A 23,608-nucleotide genomic window follows, 5' to 3' on the forward strand; every position below is an offset into this window, starting at 1 on the left:
CCATCCACCATAACCTCTGCTGATGATGTCTTAGTTGAAGCAATAGATATTAGTGAAGTGGATACGCTGGTTGTATCTGCCACCATTGGGGTTGCGGCATCATCAACTGCAGCGATCGACGTATCGATCGCTGTGAGCTTAGCAACCGTCAATGTAACCAATGATTTATTAGCCACAATTCAAGGCTCTACAATAGATGCGGATAATGTCACCGTTAATGCCCAATCTTTCTTAGGAGGAGATAGGGCAACTGTCACAACAAAAGGTATTTCAGCGGCTTTATCCGTTACTGCAAGCGGCAACTTCTCTCTATCAGGAGCAGGTAGCGGTGCTTCAGTGACCAGCAACATGAGTAATACGATTGCTGCTAGCGTCATCGATAGTGATATTGATGCGAGCACGCTCTCCGTGACTGCAGAAGATCGAGTACTCTTAGATACCTTGACCGTCGCTGTAGCAGCGAGCGTAGCTGCAAGTGCAAATATTTCCGTATCATTGTCTGGTGCCGTTGCAGTATCTACTGTCGATTTCGATACATCTGTTCAATCCATTATCTCAGGCTCTGACATCGACTTAACGTCTGCTGCTCCAACTATTTTGTCGGCCCGTTCTGATAGCGATGTAACTACATTCTCAGTCGGTGCAGCCCTTAGTGTTTCAGCAAGCAGTGCGTTTGCGTTTTCTGCATCGGTAGGTGTGGCAGTTGCGACAGTGAATGCCGCAAACCTTACGGAATCGCTGATCACCAATAACAGTACTTTTAATGCGCCAGGGGACCTAACGGTTCGCGCGAAAGATGTCACTAATATTGATACAGATGTTGTTGCAGCTAGCATTGCAGTGGGTGCATCGGGTGGTGTGGCTATATCAGTTGGCTTGTCTACCTCTGTTGCAAGTAATACCTATAGCGGCACTGTTCGGGCAGGCATCGAAAACTCTTCGGTTGATATCGGAGGAACTCTAACTGTCGAGGCTGAATCTGAAGCCAGCGTAGATGTTTTGGGTGTTGCAGCCTCTGTTACTGTCGCTGTATCAGGTAGTTTCTCTTTAGCTGCTGGTATTAGTGCGGCTGTAACTGAAAATACCGTCGACGGTTTGGTCGAATCCTATATTGAGGATGCAAGCGGATCTCATTTCATTGAGGCAGGTGGCGATGTGATTGTTACCGCTGTCGATGATCTGTCTGTGACTTCAGATGCAGCAGCGGTAACACTCTCGGTTAGCGGTTCCTATGTAGGTGTGGCTGTAGGGGTATCTGCAGCAACTTCTGAAAATACCAATAACAGCATTACCCGAGCAGAAATAGATAACTCAGATGTAACCTCTGAAGCTGGAACCGTCACCTTACTAGCTCAATCTGAATCTGATCTGGATGCATTTGTTGCCTCTGTTGCGGTCTCTGTTTCAATCTCAATCGGCTTTGCAGGCGCAGGCGCTGGAGGCTTTGCACGGAACACCTCGAATGCAATGGTTAGTTCACGAGTCAGCAATGGATCGAATATAACTTCCGCAGGTAATGTCGTTATCTCAGCTAACGATATCTCCGACGCTCAGGCCGATGTTATTGCGTTTGCCGTATCGGTGGGGGCATTAGGTACCTCCGTTGGTGTTTCACTGGCTGAGAACTACATTACGAATACCGTGATAGCGGCAGTAGAAGATAGCTCTGTTACCGCATTGGGTGCTGGTACTATCCTGATCGATTCAGATGCGACTCAAGAAATTGATGCCAACAGTTCAGTTGTTTCAGTTTCCGTCGCCCTCGGAGGCCTCGCGGGCGCAGGTGCGTCTGCAATTACTGACATAGATAGTGAAGTAGAAGCATACGCTCGGAATTCAACCTTAACTGCTGCAGGTAATTTGGTTCAGATTGATGCCGATAGCAGCCATATAGCCAATGCCACTTCATTTGGTCTAGCAGCTTCAACAACGGCGGGTGTATCCATTGTTAACGGTAATGCCAGTGTTGGTGGTGCAACTCGGGCTTATGCAGATGGTGCAATGACCGTCACCGCCAGTGCAATGGATATAACAGCTGATTCTATTGCCAGTGCTTTACCTGATGTCACTTCTGTGGCTTTATCTCTTGGTGGAGCAGGTTCTGGAGCAATAGTATCAGCCACAGTGGATCGGACGACTGAAGCTTATATCGGCGGACGAGCAGGAACGGTTCCATTAGGTAGCACCAATGTTGTGTTGACCGGCGGGCCACTAAATATTAATGCCAATTCAACATTTACGGCCACTGCAGCGCCTCTTAATTTTGGTTTAGGTGCCGGCATAACAGTCGCAGTTACCATCACCGAAGCGATCATCCAAGGTAATACTCTTGCTTACATTGGTGATAGCAGTTCAGTTACCGCTTCGGATATCTCTATTACAGCTGCCAGTACAGAAGTTGCTACTTCTGAAACGATAACCATTGCTCTTGATGCCGCGGGTGCAGCAGTGGGTGTTACCAGCGCCACTTCACAAGTGCTTAGTAATACTGAAGCGTTCATCGGCACTCGAGTGGGCGAACTATCATTAGGTAATCCAACAACAGTTACAGTGACCGGTAGTGGCGATCTAGTCATTGATGCGACAGCCAGTCGAACCGCCATATCAGATACTTTAGGTTCAGCACTGACACTTGGTGTGCTAGCAGTTGATGTATCACTACCGACTGCAGAAGTTGGTGGCAGAACCTTAGCGGGCATGGACGGTCAGGTTACTGTGATTGCAGGTGATATTGACGTTGTTGCTACGGCATCTAACAAAGCGGAAGCAGAGGCCTTAGTACTATCACTATCTGTTGTAGGTATAGGTGGTTCCGGTGCTGATGTACTCGCTATTATCAATGAAACCGCCGATGTCGAAGCCGTGATCGGAGCCGATGTAACTCTTACCGCCGATGAAATTCTTTTGGATGCTCATCATATTGGTAACAACAATCTCGCAACCGCCAAAGCATTAGGCGGAGCAGGCGGACAGTTGGGTGGTTTAGCTGTCATGCTAGCTGAAGCCTATGTCGAAGGAGGTGTTAAAGCCGAACTTAATGGTGACGTTTTGGCTTCTGATTCTGTCACCGTAACCGCTTCAGGCAGAAACCTAGCTCAAGCAGATACATTGGCAGTTGCTATCGGTGCAGGCTTTGGTGCATCCGGTACAGGTACAGTTTCTGAAATTAGCGATACAGCAGATGTTGTCTCCAGAATAGGTTCTACATCCTCCATTACAACCACCGGAGCAGTTTCAGTGACTGCGACAGGTGATAATGACGCACTCAGTAACTCCGATGCAGGCTCTGGCGGTACAGTTGCCGTTTCTGGCTCTGCATTAGGAGCAACCGTTGCAGGCGCTGTTATTGCTGAACTGAATGGCGATCTCTTCAATGCGACTGCAGTCGATGTTATCGCCACCGGTGATAACTATGCAAAAGCTGATGCTTTGGCGATCTCTGTGGGTATCGCAAGCGGTTCTGGTGCGGATGCATTCGCTGAAATCACATCAGATGCAGATGTCCAAGCTAAAGTAGGCTCAACTTCGCAGATTACCGTTCCCGGTGCAGCGATCAACGTCTTAGCTACTGGTAGCAATGAGGCACAAGCCAGCGCGGTAGGCGGTGGTATTGGCGGTCTATCGATCAACGTAATGCTCCCAGAGGCGATCGTCGGTGGCGGTGTTTTAGCTGAGTTTAGTGGTGACATTATTGGCGGGGCAGCGTCTTTACTTAATGTTAAAGCCCTAGGTGATAATTGGGCTAATGCTCACACCACCGTAGGTAATATTTCATTACTCGGGGGTGCTGGTGCTAAAGCTATCGCTGAAATCAGCTCCGATGCTGATGTAGAAGCTCGTATTGGTTCGGCAGCCGCAGTGGCAACGACTGGTGCAGTCGTCGTAGATGCACGTTTGCAAGGCAATATGAATCTTGCAACGGCGACGGCTCTTGGTGCTGTCGGTGGTGCATTAGCAGGTGTTTCTGTAATGTTGGCTACCGCTGAGGTCGGTGGCGCAGTTATTGCGGATGTAGATGGTGATGTAACAAGTTCATCTTCAATCACTATTGAAGCGGTTGGTCGTAATCTAGCCGAAGCCCATACCTTGGCCGGAGGTTTTGGTGCTTTTGCGGGTGCCGGTAGTGGTGTAGTTGCAGAGGTTACAGAGTTTGCCGATGTCATAGCATCGGTTGGCTCAACAGCATCGTTAACAACCACTAGTACCTTAACCGTCAGAGCAACTGGAGATAACGATGCTATATCCAGTTCTGATCTAGCATCTGGCGGTGCAGTTTCAATTGCCGGTGGTGAATTAGTTGCCCGAGTAGGTGGTGCAGTCATCGCAGAGATGAATGGCGATGTGAATGATGCTAACACTGTTCTGGTTAAAGCCGACGGTAGCAATGTTGCTTTGGCAGATGCTTTAGCCATCTCCCTCGGTCTATTCAGTGGAGCTGGTGCAAGCGCCAAAGCAGAAATCACTTCCGACGCAGACGTACAAGCCAAAGTAGGCTCATCTGCTCAGTTCAATACACCGAACGCTAATATTGATGTGCTCGCAACAGGCTACAATCATGCAGTAGGTACTGCGGTTGGTGGCAGTGGTGGCGTAATTTCCATCTCTGTCATGCTTCCAGAAGCCATTGTTGGCGGCGGCGTGTTAGCTCAATTTGATGGTCAGACTACCGGTGGCTCGATATCTACCTTAGATATTAAAGCCCTTGGCCAAAATATCGCAGATGCATCAACTACGGTAGCCAGTGTATCGCTGGGTGGCGGTGCAGGTGCGCAAGCGATTGCTAGTATCACGGCAGATGCTGATGTAGAAACGAGCATGGGTTCAGCCGCATCTATCGCAGCAACAGGCACGGTTGTCGTTGATGCCCGCTTGCAAGGCGCAATGAACCGAGCAACTGCAACCGCTGCAGGTGGAGCTGCAGGTGCTCTAGGCGCAGCTTCAATCATGCTAGCAACTGCTGAGGTCGGCGGTGCTGTTATCGCTGATGTTGATGGCGATATCACGAATTCATCTTCAATTACGATCGAAGCTGTAGGACGCAATCTTGCAGAGGCACATACCTTGGCAGGTGGTTTTGGTGGCTTCGGCGGTGCAGGTAGTGGTGTAGTTGCAGAGGTTACAGAGTTTGCCGATGTGATTGCATCTGTCGGCTCAACAGCATCGTTAACAACCACTAACACCTTAACCGTCAGAGCAACTGGCGATAACGATGCAATATCAAGCTCTGATTTAGCTTCGGGTGGTGCTGTTTCTATTGCGGGCGGCGAATTGGCTGCTCGGGTTGGTGGTGCAGTCATCGCTGAGATGAATGGTGATGTTAACGACGCCAATACGGTGCTTGTACAAGCTACGGGTAATAATGTTGCACTCTCTGATGCTCTGGCCATATCCATTGGTCTCTTTAGCGGAGCTGGAGCTAGCGCTATAGCGGAAATCAGTTCTGACGCAGACGTACAAGCCAAAGTTGGTTCTTCCGCTCAGTTCAATACACCTAATGCCAATATTGATGTGCTAGCCACAGGATATAATCATGCAGTTGGTACGGCAGTTGGCGGCAGTGGTGGTGTGATTTCTATCTCTGTCATGCTTCCAGAAGCCCATGTTGGCGGCGGCGTGTTAGCTCAATTTGATGGTCAAACTACCGGTGGCTCGTTAGCTACCTTAGACGTTAAAGCTCTCGGTCAAAACATCGCAGATGCTTCAACTACGGTTGCCAGTGTATCACTTGGTGGTGGTGCGGGTGCTCAAGCGATTTCTAGTATCACGGCAGATGCAGACGTAGAAGCGAGAATGGGTTCAGCCGCTTCTATCGCAGCAACAGGCGCGGTTGTCGTTGATGCACGTTTGCAAGGCGCAATGAACCGAGCAACTGCAACCGCTGCAGGTGGAGCTGCTGGTGTATTGGCAGGTGTTTCAGTCATGCTGGCCACTGCGCATGTCGGTGGAGCAGTTATCGCTGATGTCGATGGTGATATTACTGGTTCTTCTTCAATCACAATCGAAGCGGTGGGTCGTAACCTTGCCGAAGCACATACATTAGCAGGCGGATTCGGTGCCTTTGGTGGTGCCGGTAGTGGTGTTGTAGCTGAGATTACGTCTGATGCTGATGTCATAGCATCTGTAGGCTCTACCGCATCACTTACAACAACTAATGCTTTAAATGTAAAAGCTACCGGAGATAACGATGCGATCTCCAGTTCAGATCTTGCTTCTGGTGGTTTGGTTTCTATAGCCGGTGGTGAATTAGCAGCCCGTATTGGCGGCGCGGTCATTGCCGAAATGGATGGTGATGTTTTCGATGCTAATACGCTAAATGTCCTCGCTACCGGTAATAACTATGCGGATGCAGATGCGCTCACCATCTCTTTAGGTTTGTTTAGCGGAGCAGGTGCGAGTTCAGTTGCAGAGATCACCTCTGATGCTGATGTTGAAGCAACTGTCGGTTCTACCGCTCAATTGACCGTACCAGCAGCCAATATCGACGTTATTGCCACTGGTTATAACAAAGCAGAAGGTGTCGCTAATAGCGCTACAGTCGGTGTGATTTCAATTTCTGTGATGTTGCCATCTGCAACCGTAGGCGGAGGCGTCTTAGCACAGTTTGATGGTGATATTGTCGGTAGTGCAGCATCTACTCTTGATGTTAAAGCATTAGGTGAAAATATTGCTCTTGCAACTGTTACGGTGGGCTCCTTGAGCCTCGCTGGAGGCAATGGTGCTCAAGCTACTGCGATAATCACTAGTGATGCAGATGTAGAAGCGAAAGTAGGTTCTACAGCAACTATATGGACTACTGGAGCAGTAAAAGTAGAAGCGCTTCTTCAAGGACAACAAAACAAGGCAATTGCTAACACCGTTTCTTTAGCCGGCGGATTGTTTACTGCATCTGTTATTGGCGCGACAGCAAAAGTAGGCGGTGCAGTCATAGCTGATATGGATGGTTCGGTAACTTCTAATTCGCTATTGGTTAAGGCTGATGGTGATAATACGGCAGATGTCGATGTGGTTACTGCAGGGCTTGGTGGATTTACTGTTACAACAGCTTCTGCTTATGCTGAAGTAACGAGTGCAGCCGATGTCAATGCGACAGGCGGTACTGGTAGTAATGTTCTGGATGTTAACGGCTCAATTACATTTGTAGCGACCTCTAACAATAATGCTTTCGCTAATTCTGATTCAGCGGGCGGTGGTTTAATTGCAGTTGGCTTGTCAGTGCCAACCGCAAAAGTAGGCGGTGGTACCAAAGCAGAGATGAACGCAGATGTTATTGATGCAAGTTCACTTTCTGTAACGGCTACCTCTGATAATGATGCGTTCGCAACTGCAGATGTATTGACCGTCGGACTTGGTGCAGGCAACAAAACCGATGCAATAGCAGAAATTACAAATGCAGCGGATACTGAAGCCATCATTGGTTCTGGTTCTTTAATAACAATTCCTGGCTCATCTGTTAACGTAAACGCGACCTCAACAAATAACGCCATAGCAAATGCGGGTGTTTTCAGTGGGGGTGTGGTTTCAGTTTCAAGCTCTAGTCCAACTGCCAATATTTATGGCGATACTTCTGCCAAACTTCTTGGCAGTGTAGGTACTACCGTTGCTGGATTAGATATTGACGGACTACCAACAACCTATGGTGTAGCAGGGGCATCCACAGTAACTGTTCAGTCATCATCATCTGATAACGCGAACGCGGTTGTATCATCCGCTAATTTCGGTGCGATCACCGCTGGTTCATCTGTAGCAACAACAAGAGTTAATCCAACAGTTATTGCTGAATTTGGCTCGGGCAATATTACTGCTTCGGGTAACGTTACATTAACAGCTCAGTCCAATGCCGTATCTTTAGCAGAAGCTGATTCAGCCAGTGGGGCGGGCATCACAATAGATGGACTAGATACATATGCTATTGCTAACCCAACTATTCAGGTAATTACTGGTAACGGTTATGTTGAATCAGGTAATAACCTCACGCTAAGAGCAACGCATAGTGGTAACAATATTAAAGCTGACTCTACAGGTACTGGCATTGGGCTCGTTTCTGTGGGTAACACTGATGCTACTGCCCAATCTAATCCAACAGTTCAAGCATTAATCGAGTCCAGTATTCTCCGTGGACATGATGTTGTAATAGAGGCCAGTGGAAATACTAATGCAAATGCTACAGCTACAAATAACGCTGCAGGAGGCATTGTCATTGGTAACACCGATGCAACCGTTACATCTGATAGTCATGTCCTTACTGATATAGGTTCTGGTTCTATCATCGCGCAGCGTGATGTTCAAATACTCGCAACCAGCATGCAAACATTAACAGCACTTGCTGAAACCGATGGTTCATTTGGTTTGGTAACTGATTCAGATGCTGATGCTGACATTGTCGTTAATCACGATGTAATCCTAACTTCTGACGCGACCATCAAGGCAAACCGAACTGTACTAGTTGAATCTCGTACTGGTTTAAATGCAGATGTTACCGCAAACGCGGATGCTACGGCTGTAGCAGGCTTTGCTGATGCAGATGGATCAATCACCATAGGCTCTGCAATTGATCCAGTACTCAATCAAGTAATATTGACGGGTAATTCAGACATTGAAGCAAATAATGTCGCCGTGGCTGCACGCGCTGGCAGTCAAACCCAAATCGATAACATTACAGGGGATGTAGTTATCGATAACGGCGGATTAGTCAAAGAATGGTCCGCAAACGTTTATACAGAGTCAGATACCAAAGCTTATCCTGTTGCCGATTCAACCGCCGATGCGCATATCCAATCTTGGGATCTTGTCGAAACAATCCTACATAACGGCTCTTCAATTATCAGCAATAGCAATATCGTTGTTGAAGCACGTCATGACAATACCCAAATGCATGCCGATGCTACCGCTAGATACAATGACTATAACAATGGATTGGCTAACTTTATCAGTGCTATAGCCTCTGTCTTCAACCCGATTCCTGTTGATGTTCACGCTAACTCAAGTTCTACCTACAATAGCTTAACCCGCGTTAGTGGTCGTGATGGTTCATTCTTAAAAGCTAAAGATATTAATGTTAACTCAGAAAATATTGCTACGATAACAGCTGATGCGACAACTGATACCGGTTTACTACCTGACCTTGAGGTTTGTATCGGTGTCGATGATTTAGAAGTTTGCTTCAATGTATTAAGCGTAGATATTGAAGCAAATGATACGGTTAATAGTACGCCTGATCGCCATATATTCTGGGAGTCTCATGTAGTATTGCTCGGAGAACCTAATCCAGAGCTGGTTATCGATGAAAACGGTGTCATTGTTAGCTTGACCAATATTGAGTTCTTGGGTAGCAATACCGGCAAGGTCGTTGGCAACACACTTAGCGCTGCAAATAACCAAGTTATCCTCGACGACATTATCTACAACGAAGCCGGTAAATTAACCTTCTTTGCCAACCACGTGAACGGAACTGATGGCATTATCTGGGGTAATAGTGGATTAGTAGAAAGTCAGCGTACTTGGGACAGTGTCAGAATCATCAATGATTCTGAATATGACCTCGTTATAAACCATATAGATACCCATGATGGATCGGCTGCCGTAGATATTAAAGTGGACGATATCCGCTTTAATCCAGCTTCTGTAAACAACGTATCCTTAGACCCAGTAACACCAGGCGATACCTTCGAATTCGATCTAGATATCACTTACCCTAGAACCTTAGTTGAAATCAGAAACCGCATAGCTGGAAATAATAATGATAGCGATATCATACTCTTAGGAGGCATTGATAATGTTATCGGTGATACTGTAATTGAGAACCAACGCGGGGATATCAGGGTTGATGAACGTGATTTGGTAGTTCAACAAGGCGTACTTCCAACGGCTATTTTCGATGAAGGCTTAATCAGAACCAATACGCTTGATGTCGATGCTAGTGGCGATATAGGTAATCAGAATGCCAGTGATGGCCGCACGCCATTAATGGTGGAATTGGTCAGAATTATCCATGCCACCAGTAACGATGTAACTCCAGCACTTGAAGAGATTCATCTCGAAGCAGATGCCGGTAGTGACACCGTATTGGATATTACCTTGCATGATCGTTCTCAAGACCCAGCCGAAACCGACAGTCTCGATATAACCATCCACCGGATTACCGCAGGCGATGACGTCGATGTGATTATCAATGACTCCAGAGCCGGTGATGATTGGGCGCCTATCGATGGTGTAAATGTCAGCACTTACGATCCTCCAGGTCTGTTCGATCCTGACGGCCGTAGTGGTATTTACTGGGATCACTTCAGTCCAGATGTTGAGGGAGAATCCCTATATAACTGGGTTCGCCAGACCTATGGCACAGGCCACTCTGAAGTGGATTCAGTCTATACCTTCACGGAAGTACGCGCTGGTGATGATATAGATATTGGCCATGTTGATAGTAATGACGGCTATACCGGAGCAGAAAACCGAACTTATCGAACCACTTCGATCACCGGCGCACCATACGGCTCCAATGTCACTGTTGATGTCACTCCTGATACAACAATCGACTTCATAATCAATACTGATGTTGATTGGAGTGGTGGTACACCGCCAGATGGTACACCTCAGATATTCTTAACCACTAATGGTGAAATCATTGCGGATGAGCTGATCGGTGATATGTTGGTTGGCCACATCCATTCGACCGAAGATGATGTCACGCTAAATTCCGGTGCAAGAATCATCGATGCCGATACCGATTCAGGTGCGGCTACAACAGTCGATGTTTCTGGCGTAAATATTACACTCAACTCCGGTGTAATCACTGATGAAACCCCAGCACCACTATTTGGTGGAATAGGCACAGAAGATGATTTCTTAGAGATCAATGTTGATCGCAATAACGGTAACGGCGTGCTTAATGCCTTCGATATAAATGCGCCGTTCAATGGCGGCATCTATATCGATGAACTAACGGGTCCACTAGAGTTAGATACAGTTCACAGTGACGAAAATGTATCACTCAGAACAACTGATGGCTCAATCAGAGATGCAAGAAACGGCGGAGCAGGTGATACGGCAGCCAATATCCTAGGTCAAACAATTGATCTGGACGCTAATGGCACCGATTCTGATATCGGTAGTAGCTCCAATGATGTGGAAATCAATTCCCGAATTGACTCAGCTGCAAACGTAGACGATGTTGGTCTAGAAGCAACCGATAATATCTACCTCACTGAAACAGACGGCGATTTGAGTCTTGTTCTAGCCCATACCTATACAGGTGATATTCGTCTAACGGTGAGAGAATCTGCCGATTTAGATGAGCATCTGATCCTACTAGAATCAGGTACTGCACGTTTTGCTGAAAGTGTCAGCCGTTTACCGGGTTTAGATCCAGATGCACCACGTAGCATTCTAAATGGCCAGATCTTTGCAGAAGGAGGCTCAGTACTTCTATTAGTCGGTGACAATGTCGATCTTCATCAAAATAGTGAGATTCTAGCCAAAGAAACTATCGACATCTTCGGTGATCATAACAATGCTGATGCCACTTATGGTACCAACATGACCCTAAGGGGCCGAATCATTGCCGGAGCGGATGTTACTTCCGGTGATCCTGTTGGTACAGCAATTCCAACCTTTACTGCACCCGTTTATCTCACCAATATCTGGGGCAACGTTGACTCGGATTACATTCAATTCGGAGATCTCTCAGGTGCTAGCGGTGATACTGAGCAGGGCGATAATGGCTATATTTTCCTTGGTTCTAAGACTCGTGTTCACGGTAGTGCGGATCTAGATTCACTATTCGCAGATGGCGAAGACCGGATGGTGGTCTACTTCTTACAAGACACTTCAACCACCACTGGACCAAATACTGTATCTGATGCAGAGCACACGTTAACGCTCGACGGTCAGGCAGGTACTGATTACTACGAAGTTCACTCTCTGGGCAGTAACGGTGAAGATGAACGTAATTACGTCATCAATGTATTGGATACAGGCGCTGAGAATGATGGCGTAGACGAGCTAAGTATCTTTGGCTTCGATAGCCCTAATAGCGGTTCTGACACAAATGGAGATGCTTACGCGACTGACGATATCTTCTTGATGCGTGCAGCAGCCTTCCTTCCAAACGAAACAACAGATCGTCCGGGATATGTTGCCATCTTGCACGGAAATCTAGCCGAATACGGCGATGTTATTCAAAACAACGAAGATAGTGATGAAGTTCAACGTATCAACTATGACACCGGTTTGAATGGTCGCTTACTGGTTGAAGGCAGAGGCGGTAATGATGCCTTCTTCGTTGATGATACTACAGTGATTACCTCTATCGACGGCGGTGCTGGCGATGATCAATTCCAAATCGGCCAGATCTTCGGTGCGCAACGTGATACTGCTGACGGTAACTTGCTCGAGCAAGATGTATTCCCAGATTTAGTCGCAACTACAAGAGGCTGGTTATCTGCTGGCGCAACAGCACCACTGGTAGCACAAGGTGGTAGCGGCAACGATGAGTTCCGCGTCTACTCTAACCAAGCTGAACTCCGTTTAGAGGGCGATGATGATAATGATCTATTTATCGTTCGTGCCTTTGCATTAGCTGCTACAGTCGACTTTGACTTCGATAATAGCGGTGTCATAGATAAAGCTGACCTTGAAGCCGGTGCTCAGATTCTTCAAGATCTTCAAGATGGCGTGATCACCTTTGCTCAATTGGACAATGGCGTCGCACTTGAAGCTGCTTTACCAACGGATGGCGGCGGCAATCCAGTCTTTGATGTTAACGGGGATGGTGGCATTAACTTCCTTGATCTTCTACTGACTGAAGATCCAACCGATGATGTTATCGTTCTGGATGAAGAGGGCGTTGCCACACCTCAGATCGGATTAGGCTTCTCTGTGGCTCAAGCGCCTGATATCAGAGCAGGTGGCGGTCAGGATGAGGTGCGATACAACATTAACGCACCAGTTTCTGTAGAAGGCGGTGCAGGCTTCGATAAACTGGTCATCCTCGGTACTGAATTCCCAGATGACATAGCCATCACCAAAGATGGTATCTACGGTGCAGGCCTAAATGTTCGTTACTCCACTATTGAGGTAGTTGAAGTTGACGGTCTTGAAGGCGATGACGAGTTCTTCGTTCAATCCACTGCATTTGGTGTCGCTTACCGGGTAATCGGTGGCTTAGGCTCTGACACCATCAATGTTGGCGGCGATGTTGTCGAAGATATTGTAACCCGCGAACTTGAAGGTGTTTCCGGTGCGGTTGATCATCTAGTATCTTCCGACGATCCTCTCTACAACGGTCTTGTGGTTGATGGCTTCGACTACAACGTATCTACCGCACTTGAAGGTCTAGTCGTCATTAATGAAGAGGCTGCAGGTGATACAAGCTCCGGTCAAAGCATCGTTCGAGAAGAACTTCTAGAAGCGGATCAATTCAGTGACTTCTACACCGTAAGACTCTCAGAAGAGCTAGCAGCCGGTGAGGTCGTTTATGTAACCGTATCCGCAGCTCGCTCTACTCAAGAAGAGAGAACAATCGATCCTTCAACTGGACAGCCTTACGATCTTAACCCAGATCCATTAGTAGATGCCCTTGGCGATAGCATCTGGCTATCTACTACCGATCCAGGCGCACTAGTCACTGACGCTGATTTCCAACGCTCTGTGATGATCAATGGTGTACTTACTCAGGTTGATAACAGAGCGGTCGTACTAACCTTCGATCACACAAACTGGAACCTTGAACAGTCCGTTTATATGTTTGCACCAGATGACCAACGCTCTGAAGGTGATCGCGTTGTTGTCATCCAGCACTCTGTGATCTCTAACGTTGATATCTACGATGCGGCCGATGTCCGCAATGTCGAAGTGACTGTGCTTGATAACGATACTCCGGGAGTACTGATTACAGAGATCGATGAAAACGGCTTGGTAGACGGTCAAACAATCGTGGTTGAAGGCGATGCAACGACTCAACTTAACGATCAAATTCGACTACAACTAGCGATGCAACCAGCACCTGGCAGTGAAGTGGTGGTTGATATTGTACTGAATGATTTCGCCGATAAAGCAATCAAATTCACCAATCCTGATGCTGATAGCCGCCTCGAGCTATTTACCGACCCTGTCTATGACGCAGTCAATGACCGCGTAATTATTGGTCAAGCAACCTTCACATTTGTTGATGGTGTAGTAGACCCTGATTGGAATGATGCTATTAATATTGGCATTGAGGCACGCGATGATTACGTCAGAGAAGATCTCCAGCTTGCTGTCGTAGAGTTTGAACGTAACGATGACACAACCGATGCTGATTACATCTTCCCGAACTTACGTTCTGGACTGCAGCTTCTTGATGTTGAAGTTTACGATAACGAAACCTCAGGGGCTGTAGTGATCGAAAGCGGCGGTTCAACTCAATTAATCCGCGATATTCCAGCAGGTAGCGGTGAAACCGATACTTATGAACTCCGCCTAACCCGTGCACCTACAGGCGAAGTCCAAGTTGCTGTACTCACTGATGGTTTAGCCGATGTAATCGAAATCGACGGAGTAGCTATTACACCGGAAGATTACGCAGCCATTGGTGGATTGCAGGCTAATCAGATCTTTAATGGTCATATCATCTTTGGTAATGATGGTACCAATCTCACACTGACAAGAGGCACAGGCTCAGACTTTGGTAACTTTGCTGATGAAGGCTTCTACGGTGCCAGCTTCGATGCTGAGGAGCTGTTTAACGATATTGTTACCTTTAGCGATGATGGAACAAACCTAACCTTATCAAGAGCTGCAGGCGACTTTGCTGCCGATGGTTTTGCCGCAGGACAAACCATTGCTATTGATGCCACAGGTGCAGGGGGCTTCTCAAACAACAACGGTAATTATGAAATTCTCTCTGTTAGTGCAACAACCATTACTCTTACAGCGATGGGCGCATGGACAGAAGATGGTACTTCCGTCGACGCCACTGCTATTAGTCACTTAATCCCTGTAGCCGGCCAGTCCATCAGAATTGGTGGCAGCGCTAACGATGGCGATTATGAAGTACTCTCAGTCTCTGAAGATGGTCAAACGCTTACATTAACTACAACAGGAACCTGGGGTACTCCAGGTGAATCAGCCGACCCAATTGTGCTTTCTGATCTCGCTGAAGCCTTTATCTACTCTGGCGAGGTAAGCTTTGGCGAAGAGACCAATCTTGACTTCTTCCCAGGCCAGTTCTTAGATAGAGGCTTGGAAGGCGAGCAAGCAGGCTGGTTATCCGAAGGCTTCTTAGAAGGCATGTGGGTGCGTATCAGTGACACCAATGGTGTCGAGGCTGATGTAGAAGCCAAAGTTCAGCTGATTCGTGGCGACAACGACGGTCAGGATAGCAAGCTGCAACTGATCCACGTGACCATAGATGACGTTGAATCAGACCTAGACGCAACTTGGTTAGGCGATGGTGTAACTGATAATGTGACCGTTGTAAGAATTGCACCGTTAGCAACATTCACTGATGCAGATTACTACAATATGCAAACTGTAGAGCTGCAAACGGATGATGATTACACCGTACCACCAACACGCGAAGGCGTGAAAATCTTCCCAGTTTCAAACCATCTTCTATCTAAACTCAGAGGCCCATTGGCGGTTGAAGGTGGACCAACAGGTGCTGATCGCTCGCTCACAAACGGTATCAAACTACCGGGTGAAACAGACGACTTCTTGATTGCGATTGGTGCTCAGCCTCCAGAAAGTCAGCAGATCGATGTATTGAACATCTTTAATGATTCCAGCCAAGCCGATACAATCGGAATTCTGACAGAAACCACTCTACAAGGTTTCGGTATGGCAGAGGATCTTGATTTCGGTCCAGTCAGTGGCCCAACCTTCGGTGAAGGTTCAGGCGGTGGAAATATCGTTGTTCCAGGTGGTATTAGCTTCGGTAAGATCAATCTCGGATCCGAAGGCTTCGGTACCAACGATTCCGAAAGCAGCATCGAAGTATTCAATCTAATGCTCGGCGAAGGTAATGACCGTTTAGAAGTTACCGGTACGCTTAACCCAACAGCCTTTGTTTCTGCTGAAAACGCCTTTACCTCAGAGCCTGATCTAATCAACGGCGGCGGCACGATTACCCTTGCGGGTTATGACTGGAAAGCACAAGGTTTCTTACCTGGGCAAGAAGTCACTATTGATGGTTATGTCGGTAGCTGGACCGTAGTTGAAGTGCTAGATGCGTCTCAAACAGTTACAGCACCTGGTGGCGTTGGCACGGTTGAAATTACAGATCCAAATGATAATTCGATCCTTGTCCTTTCAGGTGCCACACCAGTACCGCTATTCGATGGCACAAGTGACATTCGTCTAACTGCAGTTGATGCTTTGGTGATCGAATCGCTCGTGCTTGATGTTGCAGGCAATAATGAAGGTGGCGTTCTTACCCGACAGGACGGCCAAAACTGGGAAGATAATGGTTTCTTAGAAGGTCACCTGATCTCACTAGGAGGCTTTGATTCGGCAGTTCAATACCGAGTATTGGATATAGATGGTTCCAACATGACACTTCTCGGTGAAGAGCTTGCAACAGAGCAAAGCCGTGAAGAGCTGATTTGGGTGCAAGGCCCGCACGGAAGCCTCACAACCCTTCATGGTGGCGGTAACCTATTCGTCGAAACTATAGGTGACTACGACGCAACAACCGTTGATGGCGATAACATCTTAACTCGCCTCGATGGCCGTAGCTGGCAGGATGATGGCTATACAATAGGTCAGTTAATTCAGGTAGGAAGTGAAGGTGAAACCCGCGAAGTCTTAGGTTTTGCTGACGCAGATGAAAGCCTCAACCCAGGCGAGCAATTCGCAACTTGGGGTACGGGCTCAGCAATGATCCTATCGGGAGCATCATTTGCTGGCGGTACCATTAGTGATATCAATCTACATCTATCGGTCGCTGAAACAACTGTAACCGGAGTCGAACAGGTCGAATTAATCGTAGATCGCCTAGTACGCTCAGATGGTGGCAGTTGGATTGATGATGGATTTGAAGCAGGTCAGGTTATTTACTTAGAGGGCATAGCAGGGGGCTTCACCGTAGCAAGTGTCACTACTCATCAAATGTACCTCCAGGGCGCTGCGATTCATGAATGCGCGCTTGAATCCACTACCGTCACAATCACTCGAACAGACATAACAACCGATGTTGGTTCAGAGATCGGCGGCGATCACTTTATTGTTTCCGGTGGAGCAGGTCCAGATAGTCCTCTCGTAATCTACGGTGATACCAGCCAAGACGGTGTTTGGTATTCCGGACACTCGTTCGATCGACTAGGCCAAGAGTTTGGTGATAAACCATTTGATATGTTCCCACACTTACCAGATGGTCAGAACGAGGATAACGAATGGGTATTCCCACTCGCTAACCCTTACAACTTTGCAGGTCACGATATCATCGATGCTTCGCAGCTATTTGCCGGTGTTTCTGATCAGGATATGCCAACCGTTGGCTTTACTGCCTACGGTGGTGCAGGTAACGATCTAATAATCGGTAGCCAAGCAGGTGATCATCTAGCAGGCGGTTCGGGCAACGATACTATCTTGGGCCAGCGCGGTGTCGATCATATTTACGGCGACAGTGGTATTAACGTCAACATCTTTACCAGAGCCCTAGATATAACAACGAGCGATAACAATCCTGCACCTTCTATCAATCCAAACCTTGGTTCTAGTGATCAAACCTTTGCCCCTGTAAAAATCCCATATCCTGTCAGTGACAACTTGATCGCAGGTCAGGACACATTGCAAGGTGATGGCCGTGTCGATGGCATAGATGCAGGAATTATTGATAGCCAGAATATTATATTTGGTGACCATGGTGAGGTTGTACAGTTTGTCCATGACCCAAATGAACCTGATCTGGACGCACTGGTACCAATACCAGCAGGTGTTTTACCGCTATTGCAGAAAATTCAGACCACTGAACTAAATACAGTGCTAGAAATTAACGCACTGTCACCGCAAAACGGCGCAGATGACATTATCTACGGTACATCCATTGCCGATGTACTAATTGGTGGCTCTGGTCACGACATGATTGATGGTCGCGAGGGCGATGATCTGATCTTTGGTGATATGGTAAGCCTCACCCGTATGGCCGGTGATGATGGCGTAGTGATCGACGGAGATCTACTGGACGATATTCTTAATGCACGCTTCCAGACTCTTGCGGGCACTTTGATTTACGCTCGTACTGACCGTGACCTTCCTGATGGAGTCGATCCTCTCTATGCTTACGGCGATGGTGCGGGTCAAACACCATTGAGTGGTGAATCCTCTGGCCGCTTATTAACGGATGGCTTACTTCGAGATTACCGTGATCCTAATGGTCCACAATGGTGGGCTGAATATGAGATCGATTACGCTGAATATCATAACTTTGCCATCGATTCAGGATTAGAAGGCGTCGGTAGCTTCGGTAATGATTATATTGCCGGTGGTGCAGGGCATGACACCATCTTCGGTCAACTCGGCCACGATATTATCCAAGGTGATGGTTCTATCGATAGTGCTGTTGCTGCAGATGCCCATATTGGCGCTGCAAGAGAAAGAATGGGAGCGGAAGACCCAGTAGGCCCACTCACCGTTATCGCTAGCACAGAGCTTGCTAGTGACGGAGAAGATTATATCGAAGGTGGTGGCGGTAAAGACGTTATCTTCGGTGGCTTAGGTCAAGATGACCTTGTTGGTGGTTCTTCAACTCACTTCAGCCTAGTTACTCCAGATCACCGTCCAGATAAAGGCGATATGATCTTCGGCGGAGCCGGCACACAAATCGATAGAAACAACGGCTTTAATATCGATGAGAATGGAGACTTTACTGAACTGACTGATGGTACCACTAATGAAAGTCGCCATAGCCGTGATTCAGATACTATTGTGGGTGATAACGGCGACATCATCAGGCTCGTAGGTGTCGATGGAATTGATGTAAACACCCAAGGAAAAGATTATCTAGAATACGCTTACGATCAGAACTTTGAAGGCAGCGAAGACCGTGGTGATGAACGCATTATTGTTCGCGGTGTGCGCCTACTTGATTACACACCTGGCGGTGCTGACTTCAAACCTGAACTATTCGAGTTAGAAGACCTAGGCGATCCTGCATACCGTGAAATGTTTGGCGATTCAGTTCATGCCAGTATCTACGCAAAAGTGGATATTGGTGGAAATGATGAGATCCATGGTGGCACTGGCGATGACTTTATCTACCTCGGTGGCGGTAACGATATCGCCTTCGGTGATGCCGATGACGACGACATCATTGGTGGCTGGGGATTTGATTGGATCTCCGGTGGCACAGGTATCGATGGTATTCTCGGTGATGATGGTCGCATCTTTACCAGCCGTAATACCGCTACAGAAGGCAGAGAAGAAACCCTTTACGGTGTAGAACTGCTGCTAGACCGAGATCCTGATACGCGTACTAGTCAGGGCGACGTACTTAATGAATTCATCTACACACCAGGACAAGTACAGACAGAAACTATCAACATTGAGTTCGAATTGAAAAAATCAGTCGATCTAACCCCTTTTGATCTAGCTCCAGGTATTGATGATCCATTCTTCAATCCAATCTTTGCGGATGACATCATCTTCGGTGGTCTAGGAAAAGACTTTATCCATGGTGGTGCAGGTGATGATGCGATGAGTGGTGCTGAGGCGCTACCTGAGTCCTACGCGCCTGTGATCGATGATAACCTTGAAATCGATTATCTAATCCGAACTGATTTCAGTCGACCTTATAATCCTAATGACATCTTGTTGTTCGGTGATGACACAGACCCATGGAATGCACCTAAACCTGTACAAAGCAGATTGGGTGAATTCTATCTATACGATGAATACGATCCACGTCGTCTAATCTTGTTCAATCATGATGACAGCGTTTGGAAAGATGATGCTGTAAGCCCTGATGGTTTAAGACATTACTTCCTAAATGCAATGGATAACGAAGGTGCAACAGAAGCCGGTTACATTGAGTTCGCTCCAAATGGCACACCAATCGGTGATCTAGTAGATCATGAAAGCGACGGTGATGATGTTCTATTTGGTGATCTAGGTAATGACTGGATTGTCGGCGGTACAGGTCGTGACCATATCTACGGTGGTTGGGGTAATGACCTTATGAACGCCGATGATGTAACCGGCGGTTCAGGTACAAGCTATGATCAAACCAATGGTCTGAATGATGCACCTGATACCCATATCGTTTATGAAGATCGAGTCTTTGGTGGTGCAGGTCTCGATATTCTTATCGGTAATACCGGTGGTGATCGCTTAATCGATTGGGTAGGCGAATATAACTCCTATATTGTACCGTTCGCGCCATTTGGTATCGCTACGGTAAGTCGTCAAGTTCCGCCGCACTTGTATGACTTCCTGTGGGCGCAAGCAGCAAGTGATGGAGCGGATATCACCCGTACAGCCGATGTCGGCACTCAAAACTCCACCAGCAGATATAGTAACGTGGCGCACCTACAGGCTGAACCTTACGGAGAAATGGGTCTAATCACTCAGAAAGATCACGGCCTATGGCAAGATCAGACCGGCGGTCCAACTGATCCGCAACCAGGCAACATTCCAGGCGGCCGTCGTGATGTACTCCGAAGTGCCGACTTTAATGACGGTTTAAATAGCCAGTCACAAGGCTTCTTCACTGATAGTGGTAGTTTTGAGGTGCAATCAGGTAGTTTGAGTGTTTCTGCCGAATCACTCGGTGGTGATGCAGTCAGTGTCTTCTATATCGATGATGCACTACCAAGTTACTTTGAAATAGCAGCCACTGTAAGTACCGAGAAGCCAACAGGGGGCTGGAAAGCGAATGCTTATCTAATCTTTGATTATCAAGGCCCAGAAGACTTCAAATTTGCTGGTATCAACGTCTCTAACGACAAATTCGAAATGGGGCACCGTACCGCGGATGGCTGGATTGTAGATGTTCAATCTCCGGTACAAGTAAAACCTGATCGTAACTACAACTTACTCCTCGCAATCAACGGCACAACCGCAACCTTGGTTGTTAATGGCAGCGAGTACTTTACTCATACCTTTGATCCAAGAGTTGATCCTGATGGTTTTGTATACGGATTAAACAATGGTTTGGTTGGTGTAGGTTCTGATAATGCGAAGGGCACATTCGATAATGTGGCGGTTCAGGTGTTACCACCAGAGATTACATTCGAAGTCACTGAAGAATTTAATGCTGGTACCAATAACTTAACATTCGAACCAGTCGATCCAGCCAACTGGACCGTCGTTAACGGCACCTATACAGGAACTGCAGATACTAATGAGCATGTCATCAGCTTGGTTGATCTCGGACTCAGCAACGGTTTTGATGTTTCTTCTGTTCTAGAACTAGCAGCAACACTAAATACCGAAACTAATGGTGGTATCATCTTCGATTACTACGGCGAGAATGATTTCAAATTTGTCGCTCTGGATGTAGATGGTAATGCTCTGGTTGTAGGTCACCACACAGAAGCGAATGGTTGGGTCGTTGATGATAGCTATGAAGTTTCTGGCGATCTTCAAGCTGGCGATGATTATGATATCGATCTCTCATTCAAAGGCCTGACAGTCACCGCAACGCTTAGCGAAGCTGGATCTGAATACGATATTGCCAGGGTAGACTTTGCATTCAACGCCCAAGTATTGGATGGTCGCTTTGGTCTGTACAGTAAAAATGGCGAAACTACATTCGATGATGTGGTTGTACGCACCGATGACCCTGAGCTTGAACAGCCAGTTCAACCAGAACTCACTATCAGTGACGTCGAGCTAATAGAAGGGAACAGTGGCGCAACTGCTGCGATCCTAAAGGTCAGCCTTTCTGAAGCGCTAACCGAAACTGTTACCGTCAATTACAGTACCGTAGATGGAACCGCGACATTAGGCGATGGAGACTATCAAGCGACCTCTGGAACGCTAACCTTCTTGGCCGGTGAAACCAGTGCTGATATTACGGTTCAAGTTTATGGTGATACTAACGAAGAGAGTGATGAATACTTCACTGTAGAGCTATCCGACGCTTCTGGCGTTGTAATTGGTGATAGTTCAGGGGTGATTACCATTACAAACGACGATCAACCAGCAACCAGCACGCCTGAATTAACAGTCAGTGACGTATCAGTAATTGAAGGCAGTAAAAAACATCAGAATGTAAGTCTAACAGTTAACCTTACTTCAGCGCCTACTGAATCTGTTAGTGTCAACTGGAGCACTGCAGACGGTACCGCAACACTTGCTGACAATGACTATCAAGCAGCTTCTGGCACACTAACATTCGCTGCAGGGCAAACCAGTGCCACCATCAGCTTACGAATTAACAGTGATAAAACTAGGGAAAGTGATGAGACGTTCACTGTTAACTTCAGTAATCCAAACGGAATAGAACTCCCTGATAATCAGGCTGTGATCACCATTTTGGATGATGACAATAGAATGGAAGCTAAGCACAGTGCGCCAAAATCCATTGACGACGCAGACATTGTTACCGAAGAGCAGTTAACGCCAATCGTAGATGAAGCGATTAGTCGTTGGATAGACACTGGAAGTCTCACTAATGCACAGCTTGAAACACTACAAACTATTGATGTCCGTATCGAAGACCTAGAAGGCAATACACTCGGTGAAGCTCAAGGGGCTAATACCATTGTGATCGACATCAATGCGGCAGGCTTTGGCTGGTTCATCGATAGTACTCCCGATGATGATAGTGAATTCATCATTAAAACATCTGATAGCTCATTACGCGCCATTGGTAATGAAGAAGCAGCCCAATCAATGGATCTACTCAGTGTTGTCTCTCACGAAATCGGCCATCTACTTGGCTTCGATCATGATACAACTGAACATTCAGAATTGATGGCCGAGCATTTGAGTACCGGTATTCGTCTACTCCCTGATAATCATGATGAATCCGAAGACTTCCGTACAACCATTCTGGCTGCAGATGAACTGCATGGAACTGAGGTTGCACACCTTGCCTTAAGTGGCCATCAATTACTTAATAACATGATGGCCGCTGAGAATGTTCCAGGTATCGAGCAGATCAAATCAGAAGGCACTGTCGCCGCTAGGGATATTGCTTTCACTAAAGGTAATGCTCCAAGCGCGGGTGATCTAATTGGGCAATCATTCACCCAGACCGATAATCACGATGATGAACTAGAACTGCCATATATTGATTTCAGTGACTCTAATAATGAAGGCGCAGATCATGTTTCTGAAGCGGATAATGCAGATTCAGGTTTTATATCAGAATGGTTATTCGATGATAGAGAATTACCAGAAGAGGTAGAGCGCAACCAGGGTAAACCTATGATTGGTTGGGGAAACACACCTATCGCACCTAAATCCAGTAAGAAATAGTCAATAACACCCAACATAAAAAAAGCCACTCATCTGATTGTTTTTAAACAGATAACAGATGGGTGGCTTTGTTTTTTTGAGAGCAGTAAGATCCACGTCTATACTTCCCTTACGGAATACTAAACAGATGGTAAAAAAACGGATTATAGATAATCACTCTGTTTAGTCTCAGGGGGGCTGATAATGTTTCATAAATCAGCTGTTGGCATTC

1 protein-coding gene (cut by a window edge) is annotated in these 23,608 nt (G+C 47.0%); it reads left to right on the forward strand.

Annotated features, from left to right (window positions below; all coding sequences use genetic code 11):
- Positions 1 to 23,397, forward strand: partial view of a Calx-beta domain-containing protein gene (locus tag ACMXYS_RS08180; protein ID WP_415898209.1) — the 3' portion only. It extends 12,021 nt beyond the left edge of the window; the window shows 23,397 of its 35,418 coding nt (coding positions 12,022-35,418); its start codon lies off the left edge, out of view; the stop codon is at positions 23,395 to 23,397.
- Positions 23,398 to 23,608: the final 211 nt, after the last annotated feature.

The organism is Neptuniibacter sp. QD57_21, assembly GCF_047778075.1.
Taxonomy (GTDB): domain Bacteria; phylum Pseudomonadota; class Gammaproteobacteria; order Pseudomonadales; family Balneatricaceae; genus Neptuniibacter.